General features: G+C 68.4%; 14 protein-coding genes, 1 pseudogene and 1 riboswitch. Of the genes and pseudogenes, 10 read left to right on the top strand and 5 right to left on the bottom strand.

The annotated features are described in order from the left end of the window. On the bottom strand, window positions 1-822 hold the full coding sequence (locus tag AWC17_RS28960; RefSeq protein ID WP_141224849.1) for a mycofactocin-coupled SDR family oxidoreductase: 822 nt from the start codon (window positions 820-822) through the stop codon (window positions 1-3). After that, a complete protein-coding gene (locus AWC17_RS28955) occupies window positions 819-1,133 on the bottom strand; it encodes a putative quinol monooxygenase (protein WP_046183729.1) in 315 nt (104 codons plus the stop codon). Before AWC17_RS28955 ends, AWC17_RS28960 begins: the two co-directional genes overlap by 4 nt. Here AWC17_RS28955 and AWC17_RS28950 point away from each other — a divergent pair. Further along, window positions 1,132-3,811: pseudogene (locus tag AWC17_RS28950) on the top strand (FtsK/SpoIIIE family DNA translocase). The gene AWC17_RS28955 and the pseudogene AWC17_RS28950 sit on opposite strands and share 2 nt — an antisense overlap. A gap of 6 nt (window positions 3,812-3,817) precedes the next feature. Here AWC17_RS28950 and AWC17_RS28945 read toward each other — a convergent pair. Further along, complete coding sequence (locus tag AWC17_RS28945) at window positions 3,818-4,333, bottom strand: amino-acid N-acetyltransferase (RefSeq protein ID WP_197089825.1); 516 nt, start codon at window positions 4,331-4,333, stop codon at window positions 3,818-3,820. A gap of 83 nt (window positions 4,334-4,416) precedes the next feature. Here AWC17_RS28945 and pgsA point away from each other — a divergent pair, with 83 nt between their 5' ends. The 4 genes from pgsA (at window position 4,417) to pspM (ending at window position 7,213) form a co-directional block, all read left to right on the top strand. Next, window positions 4,417-4,980 (top strand): CDP-diacylglycerol--glycerol-3-phosphate 3-phosphatidyltransferase, encoded by a 564-nt coding sequence (gene pgsA / locus AWC17_RS28940; protein ID WP_046183731.1) that lies wholly within the window; start codon window positions 4,417-4,419, stop codon window positions 4,978-4,980. Window positions 4,981-5,097: 117 nt separating this feature from the next. Continuing rightward, window positions 5,098-5,436 carry a transcriptional regulator ClgR gene (gene clgR / locus AWC17_RS28935; RefSeq protein WP_085165590.1) on the top strand — a complete coding sequence of 113 codons (339 nt, stop codon included), beginning with the start codon at window positions 5,098-5,100 and terminating at the stop codon, window positions 5,434-5,436. A 127-nt stretch (window positions 5,437-5,563) separates the two neighbouring features. Then, entirely contained in the window at window positions 5,564-6,394 is an 831-nt protein-coding gene (gene pspA, locus AWC17_RS28930; protein WP_046183733.1) for a phage shock protein PspA, read from the top strand. 9 nt (window positions 6,395-6,403) lie between these two features. After that, the gene (gene pspM / locus AWC17_RS28925; protein WP_047323988.1) at window positions 6,404-7,213 is read left to right on the top strand and encodes a phage shock envelope stress response protein PspM; all 810 of its coding nucleotides are present in this window, start codon (window positions 6,404-6,406) and stop codon (window positions 7,211-7,213) included. 10 nt (window positions 7,214-7,223) lie between these two features. On the opposite strand, the gene AWC17_RS28920 is transcribed toward pspM, so the two are convergent. After that, complete coding sequence (locus AWC17_RS28920; protein ID WP_085165588.1) at window positions 7,224-7,655, bottom strand: limonene-1,2-epoxide hydrolase family protein; 432 nt, start codon at window positions 7,653-7,655, stop codon at window positions 7,224-7,226. A gap of 53 nt (window positions 7,656-7,708) precedes the next feature. On the opposite strand from AWC17_RS28920, the gene AWC17_RS28915 reads away from it, so the two are divergent. The 3 genes from AWC17_RS28915 to AWC17_RS28905 are packed head-to-tail and all read left to right on the top strand — an operon-like array spanning window position 7,709 to window position 9,409. Beyond that, a complete protein-coding gene (locus AWC17_RS28915) occupies window positions 7,709-8,875 on the top strand; it encodes a glycosyltransferase (protein ID WP_085165587.1) in 1,167 nt (388 codons plus the stop codon). A 32-nt stretch (window positions 8,876-8,907) separates the two neighbouring features. Then, window positions 8,908-9,171, top strand: coding sequence for a hypothetical protein (locus AWC17_RS28910; protein ID WP_085165585.1), 264 nt, complete (start codon window positions 8,908-8,910; stop codon window positions 9,169-9,171). Window positions 9,172-9,214: 43 nt separating this feature from the next. Further along, a complete protein-coding gene (locus AWC17_RS28905) occupies window positions 9,215-9,409 on the top strand; it encodes a DUF3046 domain-containing protein (RefSeq protein ID WP_046187382.1) in 195 nt (64 codons plus the stop codon). 23 nt (window positions 9,410-9,432) lie between these two features. Here the strand turns inward: AWC17_RS28905 and AWC17_RS28900 are convergent, their stop codons facing one another. Beyond that, on the bottom strand, window positions 9,433-10,101 hold the full coding sequence (locus AWC17_RS28900) for a (2Fe-2S)-binding protein (RefSeq protein WP_085165583.1): 669 nt from the start codon (window positions 10,099-10,101) through the stop codon (window positions 9,433-9,435). 43 nt (window positions 10,102-10,144) lie between these two features. Then, window positions 10,145-10,276: riboswitch (cobalamin riboswitch) on the bottom strand. Between the two features lie 172 nt (window positions 10,277-10,448). Between AWC17_RS28900 and recA the strand changes: the two genes are divergently transcribed. Then, window positions 10,449-11,501, top strand: coding sequence for a recombinase RecA (gene recA / locus AWC17_RS28895; protein WP_085165581.1), 1,053 nt, complete (start codon window positions 10,449-10,451; stop codon window positions 11,499-11,501). Beyond that, window positions 11,467-11,979: a recombination regulator RecX gene (recX, locus tag AWC17_RS28890; protein WP_085165579.1), complete on the top strand. Its 513-nt coding sequence runs from the start codon at window positions 11,467-11,469 to the stop codon at window positions 11,977-11,979. The genes recA and recX overlap by 35 nt, the downstream gene beginning before the upstream one ends. The last annotated feature ends 57 nt before the right edge of the window (window positions 11,980-12,036 follow it).

Here is a 12,036-nt window from a genome sequence, read left to right as displayed (position 1 = left end):
TTACTTGTTCAGGAAGCCGGCGTCGACTGGCAACGTCACGCCGGTGATATAGCGGGCCTGGTCGGACACCAGCCATGCCACCGCGTTGGCGATGTCTTCGACATCCAGCACCTCCACCGGCATGGCATTGCCCATGGCTCCCGGCGTGTCGGTCGCGGCGGCCATCTTGGCCAGCCATTCCCGGGTGAACTCGTTGTTGATCATCGGGGTTTCGACACCGGACGGATGTATCGAGTTGACGCGAATATACTGTTTAGCAAGCAAATTGGCGTATACCCGCATCAACCCCACAACGCCGTGCTTGGCGGCGGCATAGCCGACGGAACCGGCGTCCGGGCTGCCGACGCCAGCCAGTCCGGCGCTCGAACTGATCAGCACGATCGAGCCCCCGGTGCCCTGCTTGACCATGGTCGGGATGGCGGCCTTGATGGTGTTGTAGACGCCGGTGAGGTTGACGTCGATGACGTCGCGCCAGCCGTCGTCACCGGACTGCATCGGAGCGATACCGGCGTTGGCCACGACGATGTCGAGCCGGCCGAACTCGTCCAGGCCCGACTGCAGCGCGGCCGACAGCGATTCTCGGTCACGCACGTCGCCACGAGCGGCCACGATGCGGGCGCCGGTGTCCTCGACCAGCTTGACGGTTTGCGCCAGGTCGTCCTCGGTGGCCAGGGCATAGGGGACGCTGGCGATCTGCTCGCAAAGGTCGACCGCGATGATGCTCGCCCCGTCGGTGGCGAGCCGCACCGCGTGTGCGCGGCCCTGGCCGCGCGCCGCGCCGGTGATGAAGGCGACCTTGCCTTCGAGAGGCCGGTTCATCAGGACCGGAGCTGACCCTTGTCCGGGTCGCCCGCGGGAACGGGCTGCAGCATCTTGATGTCCGGTGCTCCGGCCAGGTGGTCGCCGGCCGCGGTGAACATCTTGGTGACGGCGGGCGCGGTGCTGTGGGCCTTGAGCGCTTCGGGGTCGGCCCACTGCTCGACGAAGACGAAGGTCTCGCCCGATTGGTGCAATGAGTACAACTGGCAGCCCGGTTCGTTGTGCACTTCCTCCACCGCCTGCGTGAGGATGTCACGGACTGTGTCGACCGATTCGGGTTTCACGGTCAAGGTGGCGACGACGACGACGGGCATGCTGGGGCCTCCTGGGGGCTACGGGGTGGGTGACGCGCATGACTTCTGTTATCTAAATCACCGCTTGCCTACCCTACTCACGCGACGCGGCGGCCAACCCGTCAGATGGCGCACAAGCCGGAACCGTTACCAGTGTGGCGGGTGGTGTAGATGATGTCGATGCGACTACCCTTGCCGACATGGCTAACAAGACCGCCGCCCGCTCCAAAGCTAGAACGAGCAGGTCAAAGGCCACTTCGCGAAGTGGGTCGGGTCGCGCGCGGCCGGCGGCACCCCGCAAGCGGCCGAGCAGGCCCGCCAAGCGGCGTAACCATTCGCTGCTGGTGGCCGCCGGGCTGACCGGCGGCCGCGCTCTGCGCGCCACCTGGCTGATGGCGGCGCGCAGCACCGGCGGCGCGGCCCGGTCGATCGGGCGGGCCCGCGACATCGACCCGGGACACCGCCGCGACGGGATCGCGCTGATGTTGCTCGGCCTTTCCGTCGTGGTCGCCGCGAGCTCGTGGTTCAACGCCGCCCGGCCGGTCGGCGCGTGGGTCGACACGTTGTTGCGCACCTTCATCGGGGCGGGCGTCCTGGCGCTCCCGGTGGTCACCGCCGCCGTGGCGGTGGCGCTGATGCGCACCCAGCCCAATCCTGATGCGCGACCCAGGCTGATCCTGGGCGCCACCCTGATCGCGCTTTCCGTGCTCGGCCTGCGCCACCTGTGGTCCGGTTCGCCGGAGGACCCGGAAGCGCGGCGCCGCGCGGCGGGATTCATCGGCTTCGCCATCGGCGGCCCATTGTCGGACGGGCTGACGGCATGGATCGCCGCGCCGTTGTTGTTCATCGGCTTCATGTTCGGCCTGCTGTTGCTGACCGGAACGACCATCCGGGAGGTGCCCGACGCGGTCCGCGCCATGTTCGGCGCCCGGCTGCTCGGCGATGACGACGGCTACGGCTACGGCGACTACGACTACGACTACGACGCGGATCCGGCTGCGGCCGAGGACTTTTCCGACGGCTACTACGACGAGAGTTCGCTCGATCCCGACGACGAGCCGCAGGCCTGGCCGACGGCGGACCCGGCCCCGGCTCTGCGCGACAACGAGGACGACATTCCCACGACGCCGGAGCCGGCCATCGGGAAAACCCGCCGTCGTGACAAGAAGCGGACCGAGGTGCTGGACCGGGTGGTCGAGGGTCCCTACACCCTGCCGTCGATGAGCCTGCTGGTGGCGGGGGATCCGCCGAAGAAGCGCAGCGCCGCCAACAACGTCATGGCCGAGGCCATCGGCGAGGTGCTCACCCAGTTCAAGGTCGACGCGGCCGTCACCGGCTGCACCCGCGGGCCGACCGTCACCCGCTACGAGGTCGAGCTGGGGCCGGGCGTGAAGGTGGAGAAGATCACCGCGCTGCAGAAGAACATCGCCTACGCGGTGGCCACCGAGAGCGTGCGCATGCTGGCTCCGATCCCCGGCAAGTCCGCCGTGGGCATCGAGGTGCCCAATACCGACCGGGAAATGGTGCGGCTGGCCGACGTGCTGACCGCGCCGTCGACCCGCCGTGACCATCACCCGCTGGTGATCGCGCTCGGCAAGGACATCGAGGGGGACTTCATCTCGGCCAACCTGGCCAAAATGCCGCACCTGCTGGTGGCCGGTTCCACCGGATCCGGTAAGTCCAGCTTCGTCAACTCCATGTTGGTGTCGCTGCTGACGCGGGCCACCCCCGAAGAGGTCAGGATGATCCTGATCGACCCGAAGATGGTGGAACTGACGCCCTATGAGGGCATCCCGCATCTGATTACCCCGATCATCACCCAGCCCAAAAAGGCCGCTGCCGCGCTGGCCTGGCTGGTCGAGGAGATGGAGCAGCGCTACCAGGACATGCAGGCGTCGCGGGTGCGCCACATCGACGACTTCAACGAAAAGGTCCGGTCGGGGGCCATCACCGCGCCGCTGGGCAGCCAGCGCGAATACCGGCCCTACCCGTACGTCGTTGCGATCGTCGACGAGCTGGCCGACCTGATGATGACCGCGCCACGCGACGTCGAGGACGCGATCGTGCGGATCACCCAGAAGGCCCGCGCCGCCGGCATTCACCTCGTGCTGGCCACCCAGCGCCCGTCGGTGGACGTGGTCACCGGGCTCATCAAGACCAACGTGCCGTCGCGGCTGGCGTTCGCCACGTCGTCGCTCACCGACAGCCGGGTGATCCTGGACCAGGCCGGCGCGGAAAAGCTGATCGGCATGGGCGACGCCCTGTTCCTGCCGATGGGCGCCAGCAAGACCGTCCGGCTGCAGGGCGCGTACATCACCGACGAGGAGATCCACGCCGTCGTCACCGCCTGCAAGGACCAGGCCGAACCCGAATACACCGAGGGCGTCACCGCCGCCAAGACCACCAGCGAACGCACCGACGTCGACCCGGACATCGGCGACGACATGGACGTGTTCCTGCAGGCCGTCGAGCTGGTGGTGTCCAGCCAGTTCGGCTCCACCTCGATGCTGCAGCGCAAGCTGCGCGTCGGCTTCGCCAAGGCCGGCCGGTTGATGGACCTGATGGAAACGCGCGGCATCGTCGGGCCCAGCGAGGGATCCAAGGCGCGCGAGGTGCTGGTCAAGCCCGACGAGCTGGCCGGAACGCTGGCGTTGATCCGCGGCGGCAGCGACGCCGTAGGCGGCGACGCCGACGAGTAGCGCCGGTTACAGCACCAGCAGCATCCGCGAGTTGCCCAGGATGTTGGGCTTGACGTAGCTCAGGTCCAGGAACTCGGCGACACCGATGTCGTAGGAGCGACACATCTCCTCGAACACCTCGGCGGTCACCGGCGTGCCCTCGATCTCGGTGAACCCGTGCTTGCCGAAGAACTCGGTCTCGAACGTCAGCACGAACAACCGCTTCAGCTGCAGGTCGCGCGCGACCTCGAGCAGCCGGTCGACGATCGCGTGGCCGATGCCGCGGCCTGTCATCGTCGGGTCGACCGCGACGGTGCGGATCTCGCCCAGGTCGGACCACATCACGTGCAGCGCGCCGCATCCGACCACGTCGCCACCGCATTCGGCCACCCAGAACTCCTGGACCGCCTCGTACAGCGTCACCAGGTTCTTCTCCAGCAGGATCTTCCCGGCGTAGGTGTCGACGAGTTGCTTGATGGCAGGGATGTCGGAGGTTCGCGCGCGTCGCACCACCGGTCGGCAGTCCTGCGAACTTTCGGTCACGGGTAACAGTATCGACATCCGGGACGGGTGCGCTGGTCAACCGCTATTCTGATTCAGTGTCCGGGCAGCCGAAAACGGGTCCGATGGTGGGCCGTGTCCGGATCGCCAACCTCGCCAACACCCTCACCCTGTTACGGCTGGTGCTGGTCCCGATCTTCCTGCTCGCGTTGTTCGCCGGGGATGGGCACCAAAGTGCCTTCCGCGTGCTGGCTTTCGTGATTTTCGCGGTCGCCGCCATCACAGACCGGTTAGACGGCCTGCTGGCCCGCAACTACGGCATGGCCACCGAGTTCGGCGCATTCGTCGATCCGATCGCGGACAAGACGCTGATCGGGTCGGCCCTGATCGGTCTGTCGATGCTCGGCAGCGTGCCGTGGTGGGTCACGGTGGTGATCATGACCCGCGAACTGGGGGTGACCTTGTTGCGGCTGGCCGTGATTCGTCGGGGCGTGATCCCGGCCAGCTGGGGCGGCAAAGTCAAGACCGTGGTCCAGTCGGTCGCGATCGGGTTATTCATCCTGCCGCTGTCCGGGCCGCTCCGGGTGACGGCCGCGGTGGTGATGGGTGCGGCCATCGTGCTGACGATCGTCACCGGCATCGACTATGTGGTGTCGACCGTGCGGGAAGTGCGCCGGACGACCGACTGATTCTCTTCCTCGCCGAATGGGAACCAAGACCCCGCCGCCCGCGTTTCACGTAATGAGCGCCTGCCGGACGCGGTCGATTTCGCGCCGAGCAGGCTGACTGGACGAAGGAGGGCAGGAATGCCGTCATTAGTGCGCGAGGTCATCGGCGACGTGCTGCGCGAGGCCCGGATGACACAGGGCCGGACGCTGCGCGAGGTGTCCGATTCGGCAAGGGTGAGCCTTGGGTATCTGTCCGAGGTGGAGCGCGGGCGCAAGGAGCCGTCCAGCGAGCTGCTCAACGCGATCTGCGAGGCGCTACAGGTCCCGCTCTCGTCGGTGCTCACCGACGCCGGCGAGCGGATGGCAAGTGTGGAACGGGCCGCCCGCTTCGCACCCGCCGACGGGGAGCGTGGTCCCAGCATCGACGCCGGCACCAAGGTCGTCATCCCGCCGGTGGCGTCCCTGGCGATCGCCTGAGCGCTGCCCGGCGCAAGTATCCAGCGCCAGGGGTAGGGCGATCGGCGCCGACCCACTAAATTGAGCGACAAGCGACGGCCCATCCAGGGGCCATCCGGCCCACAAGAAGCGAAGGCGGAGCTCACCCATGGCCAATCCGTTCGTCAAAGCCTGGAAGTACCTGATGGCGCTGTTCAACGCGAAGATCGACGAGCGCGCCGACCCCAAGGTGCAGATCCAGCAGGCCATCGAGGAAGCGCAGCGCACCCATCAGGCGCTGACCCAGCAGGCGGCCCAAGTCATCGGCAACCAGCGGCAACTGGAGATGCGCCTCAACCGCCAGCTCGCCGACATCGAGAAGCTGCAGGTCAACGTCCGTCAGGCGCTGACGCTGGCCGACCAGGCCACCGCCGCCGGTGACGCCGCCAAGGCCACCGAGTACAACAACGCCGCGGAGGCGTTCGCGGCCCAGCTGGTGACCGCCGAGCAGGGCGTCGAGGACCTCAAGACGCTGCACGATCAGGCGCTGAATGCGGCCGCCCAGGCCAAGAAGGCGGTCGAGCAGAACGCGATGGTGTTGCAACAGAAGATCGCCGAGCGCACCAAGCTGCTCAGCCAGCTCGAGCAGGCGAAGATGCAGGAACAGGTCAGCGCCTCGCTGCGGTCGATGAGCGAGATCGCCGCGCCGGGCAACGTGCCCAGCCTCGACGAGGTGCGCGACAAGATCGAACGTCGCTACGCCAACGCGATCGGTTCGGCCGAACTCGCGCAGGGTTCGGTGCAGGGCCGCATGCTCGAGGTCGAGCAGGCCGGGGTGCAGATGGCCGGTCACTCCCGGCTGGAACAGATCCGCGCGTCGATGCGCGGCGAGGCGTTGCCGACCGGTGGGACTCCCGCCGCTGGGGCCACGCCGGAGGCGACCCCCGCGCCCGCCGAGCCCACCGGCGGCGCCGTCACTGAGAAACCCTTTGGCCAGTAAGCCGGTGTCGTGGCGGTGAGCGAGACGCAGCGCGGGCTCTGGCGCACGCTGCTGGGGCGTGGGTTGGCCACCGCCGCCGACCTTTCCGACCTGGTGGCCCAGAAGATCAGCGCCGCCGCGGATCCGCGCGCGCGGCTGCTGCGGCGGCGTCGCCGCGCGCTGCGGTGGGGCCTGATATTCGCCGCCGGCTGCGTGTTCTGGGCGGTGGTGACGATGCTGCTGGCGGCCTGGGGATGGTTCGCGCTGCTGCTGGAGATCACCGGCGCCGTCGCGGTCGTCATGGCCGTCCCGGCGACGCTGTTGTTGCTGCGCTACCGGTGGCTGCGTTCCGAGCCGCTGCCCACACCCCGCCCGACGAGCGTGCGTCGGCTCCCGCCGCCGGGCTCGGCGGCGCGGCCCGCGATGTACGCGCTGGGCGCCTCCGAACGTGGATTCCTCTCGCTGCTGAACGTGATGGAGCGGGGCTCGATGTTGCCGGCCGGCGAAATCCGCGATCTGACCGCGGCGGCCAACAAGACCTCGGCGGCCATGGCGGCCACCGCCGCGGAGGTGGTGTCGATGGAGCGGGCGGCGCAGTCCAGCGAATCATCGCGGGCGTATCTGGTGCCCACCATCAACGCGTTCACCGCGCAGTTGAGTGCCGGAGTTCGTCAGTACAACGAAATGGTCACCGCCGCAGCTCAATTGGTGTCCTCGGCCAACGGCGACCAGCTGGCCGCCTCGCAGCGCTACCGCGCCGAGCTGGCCGGAGCCACCGACCGGCTGGTGGGTTGGGCGCAGGCGTTCGACGAACTCGGCGGTTTGCGCGGCGCCAGCTGATCGCTGGGGCCTAGAACGTCGCTTTCAGCGAGGGCAGCACCACGGCCGCCAGGCCACGAAGGGTGGCCTTGAACATGTCGAAGAAGTCAAAGTAGTCGCGCCACAACGTGATTCGCCCGTCGTGGACCTCGAACACGCCACACACCCAGAACTGAAGCCGCAGCGGGCCGAAGATCAGGGCGTCGCTGCGCTCGGTGAGCACCGCCCCGCCGTCGGCCGCGATGCGGTGGATCTTCACCTCGAAGGCGGCGCGGCCGTCCATCTGCCGAAACAGCTTCATGGCCCTGGCACGGCCGTGAATCGTCGGCAGCCCGACATTTTCGTAGACGAGGTTGTCGTCCAGTGCGGCGTCGGCGGCGTCGTAATCCGCGTCCTGCAGGGCGTTCAGAAAGCCCTCGACCGTTCGGGTGTTCGCAACGGTTGTCCCAGTCGGCTCGGTCATGATTGCCAGCGTAGGCGAGCGTTGCGGTCGCGCGCTGTGGCAGGGTAAGGCCGATGCGTGTCGCCGTGGTCGCCGGGCCGGATCCCGGGCACTCGTTTCCCGCGATTGCGCTGTGCCAACGCTTCGCCGAAGCCGGCGACGAGCCCACGTTGTTCACCGGCGCCGAGTGGATTGAAGTCGCCCGCCTCGCCGGCATTGACGCTGTCGAGCTGGACGGGCTCGCGGCCATAGACGACGACGTCGACGCCGGGGCCAGGATCCACCGGCGTGCCGCGCAGATGGCGGTGCTCAACGTGCCGGCGCTACGCGACCTGGCGCCCGACCTGGTGGTGTCCGACGTCATCACCGCATGCGGTGGCATGGCCGCCGAGCTGCTGGACATCCCTTGGATCGAACTCAACCCGCATCCGCTGTACCTGCCGTCGAAAGGACTGCCGCCGATAGGCAGCGGACTCGCACCGGGTACCGGCATCCGCGGCCGGCTCCGCGACGCCACGATGCGGGCGCTCACCGCCCGGTCCTGGCGCGCGGGCCTGCGGCAGCGCGCGACCGTGCGGGTGGAGATCGGCCTGCCGGCCCGCGACCCCGGACCGCTGCGGCGACTCATCGCCACGCTGCCCGCCCTCGAGTTGCCGCGGCCGGACTGGCCGGCGGAGGCCGTGCTGGTGGGCCCGCTGCACTTCGAACCGACCGATCGGGTGCTGGAAATCCCGGCGGGCTCCGGGCCGGTCGTGGTGGTCGCGCCGTCGACTGCGTTGACGGGGACCGAGGGGCTGGCCGAGGTCGCGCTGGCCAGCCTGCGGCCGGGGGAGACGCTGCCGGCCGGATCGCGGCTGGTGGTCTCGCGGCTGGCGGGAGCGGATCTGCAGGTGCCGCCGTGGGCGGTGGTCGGGCTGGGCAGCCAGGCCGAGTTGTTGGGGCACGCCGACCTGGTGATCTGCGGCGGCGGGCACGGCATGGTCGCAAAGACACTGCTGGCGGGGGTGCCGCTGGTGGCGGTGCCCGGCGGCGGGGATCAGTGGGAGATGGCCAACCGGGTGGTGCGGCAGGGCAGTGGGCGGCTGATCCGGCCCCTGACCGCGGAGGCGCTGGTGGCCGCGGTGAACGAGGTGCTGTCGTCGCCCCGTTATCGGGAGGCCGCCCAAACCGCTGCCGCTAGCATCGCCGGTGTGGCTGATCCGGTCCGCGTGTGCCACGAAGCGCTCGCTCTGACGGGATGACTGGCAAGGGCGCGAGAAGGAGGGCAACGGCAATGAGGACGATCGCCGCTGGCGGCCTGCTCTTTGCCCTGATCTTCTGCCCGGGCGTCGCCCGCGCCGGCAGCGACGACGAGCAGCAGGCATGCCAGTTGATGGACGACCCGGCGTCCGCTCAACAGGGATACGCGCCGGCCGAATACGCCTTCATGCAGTTGCGCGCCACAATGTCGGCCGAGCGTGCGCGGACCATCATGTCCGAGGCGGTGCAGGACTTCTGCCCCAATCACCTTGTCGACCTGCCGGCCAGCTGGCGGTGATGCGGCCGGTGTCCGACCGCGGCCCGGTGGGTATCTTGCTGGCGTGCGGCTAACGGAATTCAACGAGCGGGTGGTCCTGCGATTCGGTGCGGCGTACGGCTCTTCGGTGCTGGCGGACCATGTGCTGACCGGTTTCGACGGACGCACCGCCGCCCAGGCGATCGAGGACGGGGCGGAGCCCCGCGACGTGTGGCGGGCCCTGTGTGTCGACTTCGACGTGCCGCGCGACCAGTGGTGACGTGCGAGGCGCAGCCCTGACACCTAAGTCCGGTTCGACGGTGACGTCTCGAACACGCAATCGCCGCAGACGGACCGACCGGGCAGGCGATAGAAGAGGCAGCAACTGCGACGTTTGAAGCCCAGGCGTGGGCCGGTGACGACGCCCGATCCAGCCAGCAGGCCGGTGCCCAGCAGTGCATGGGTCATCTCGGCGATCCGCGGGCCGAGGTCGGGCCGCGCCGCGAGCAGGGCGCGGGCGGCTCCGGTCAGCGCGGACGCGACGTTGCCCGCGAGCAGGGCGGGCGCCAGCCCGACCCGCAGACCGGCGGCGAGCGGTTGCATGTGCTCTTGCACGACCACCCGGTACAGCACATCCGGTGAGTTGGCGGGGATCCCGACGGGCGCGGGCAACCGCAGTGGCGCCCCGTCGTCGGCGCGTTGCAGGTCATCAAGGTCGGGGACGACGCCGTGGCCCAGCGCGCATGCGAGCACGGGCGACCACAGCCGGGTGGCGTGGCCGAGATGAACCAGCGAGGCGGCGATCCGCAGGTCCGTCGTGCGATGGCGGCTGGCGGTGGCGTCGACCAAGTCGGTGAAGCCGTCGGCGTAGTACCGCCCGACCGGGCTCCACCCGGCCGCGTCACCACCCACGGTCAACGCGAAAAACCCTTTGTGGGAAGATATTTCGGCCAGCTCAGCAGAGATGTCCATGTTTGCGCAACCAAGCCTTTTGAGGGGAAATCCGCCCCAGTGTCGTGAGGAAGCGCCGACGGTGAGTGTCTGGCTCTCGGGTGGGGGCATCCCCATCCGGGTCACAGTGGCGGGACCGCACCGGATTCACACCGGTTTCCTCAGCCTTGATGGGCCCGTCAGCGCCTTTCGGCAGCAGATGTTGCCACACGCGGTTATCGGGGTTCGGCGTGTCCGCTTGAATCGAACAGGTGTTCGGCTACTGTGGGGAACGTTCGGTGAGTCAACTTGTCGGTGGCCTTCCCTAGTGTCACGGCCAACCGACCGACAACCGGTCACCGAACACACCGAACCATAGGAGAGGCACCATGACGCAAGCCCCCGACCGCGAGAAGGCTCTCGAACTGGCGATGGCCCAGATCGAAAAGAGCTACGGCAAAGGCTCGGTGATGCGTCTCGGCGACGAGATGCGTCAGCCGATCTCGGTCATCCCGACCGGATCCATCGCACTGGACGTGGCCCTGGGCATCGGCGGACTGCCCCGCGGCCGGGTCGTGGAGATCTACGGCCCGGAATCCTCGGGTAAGACCACCGTCGCCCTGCACGCGGTGGCCAACGCCCAGGCCGCCGGCGGCGTCGCGGCCTTCATCGACGCCGAGCACGCCCTGGACCCGGACTACGCCAATAAGCTGGGCGTCGACACCGATTCCCTGCTGGTCAGCCAGCCCGACACGGGGGAGCAGGCCCTCGAGATCGCCGACATGCTGATCCGCTCCGGCGCGCTGGACATCCTGGTCATCGACTCCGTGGCGGCGCTGGTGCCCCGCGCGGAGCTCGAGGGCGAGATGGGCGACAGCCACGTCGGACTGCAGGCCCGGCTGATGAGCCAGGCGCTGCGGAAAATGACCGGCGCGCTGAACAATTCGGGAACCACGGCGATCTTCATCAACCAGCTGCGCGAGAAAATCGGGGTTATGTTCGGCAGCCCGGAAACCACCACGGGTGGAAAGGCTTTGAAGTTCTACGCGTCGGTGCGCATGGACGTTCGCCGGATCGAGACGCTCAAGGATGGCACCAATGCGGTCGGTAACCGCACCCGGGTCAAGGTCGTCAAGAACAAGGTGGCGCCGCCCTTCAAGCAGGCGGAATTCGACATCCTCTACGGGAAGGGCATCAGTCGGGAGGGTTCGCTGATCGATATGGGTGTGGAGCAGGGCTTCATCCGCAAGTCCGGTTCCTGGTTCACCTACGAGGGCGAGCAGCTCGGTCAGGGCAAGGAGAATGCCCGCACCTTCCTGATGGAAAACGGCGAGGTGGCCAACGAGATCGAGAAGAAGATCAAGGAGAAGCTTGGCATTGGCGCGGTCGTGACCGATGACCCCTCAAATGACAGCGTCCTGCCCGCCCCCGTCGACTTCTGAGCCCTCCCGCGAGGAGCAGGCGCGGACGCTGTGCCTGCGCCTGCTCACCGCGAGAGCGCGCACCCGGGCCGAGCTGCGCGGCCAGCTGGCGAAACGCGGTTATCCCGAGGACATCAGCGCTTCCGTGCTCGACCGGCTCGCCGCCGTCGGCCTGGTCGATGACAGCGACTTCGCCGAACAATGGGTGCAGTCCCGCAGGGCAAAGAGCAGGCGGGCCCTGGCTGCTGAACTGCACACCAAAGGTATCGACAGGGACGTGATCGCCACGGCGCTGTCCGGAATCGACGCCGGTGCCGAACGGGACCGGGCCGAGCAGTTGGTGCGGGCCAAGCTGTGTCGGGAGACGCTGGACGGCGATGACGCGCGAGTGACCCGCCGGCTGGTCGGGATGTTGGCGCGTCGTGGCTACAGCCAGAACCTGGCGTGTCAGGTCGTCATCGCCGAGCTGGCCGCCGAGCGGGAGCGACGCCGGGTCTAGCCCGGTGACGTGCGGTTTCTCGCGCGCCGACCGCTCGCCGTACCATGGCCCCGTGAC

The organism is Mycobacterium nebraskense (genome assembly GCF_002102255.1).
GTDB classification, from domain to species: Bacteria; Actinomycetota; Actinomycetes; order Mycobacteriales; family Mycobacteriaceae; genus Mycobacterium; species Mycobacterium nebraskense.
The sequence above is the reverse complement of the archived record's forward strand: the minus strand, read 5'-3'. Positions and strand labels throughout refer to the sequence as shown.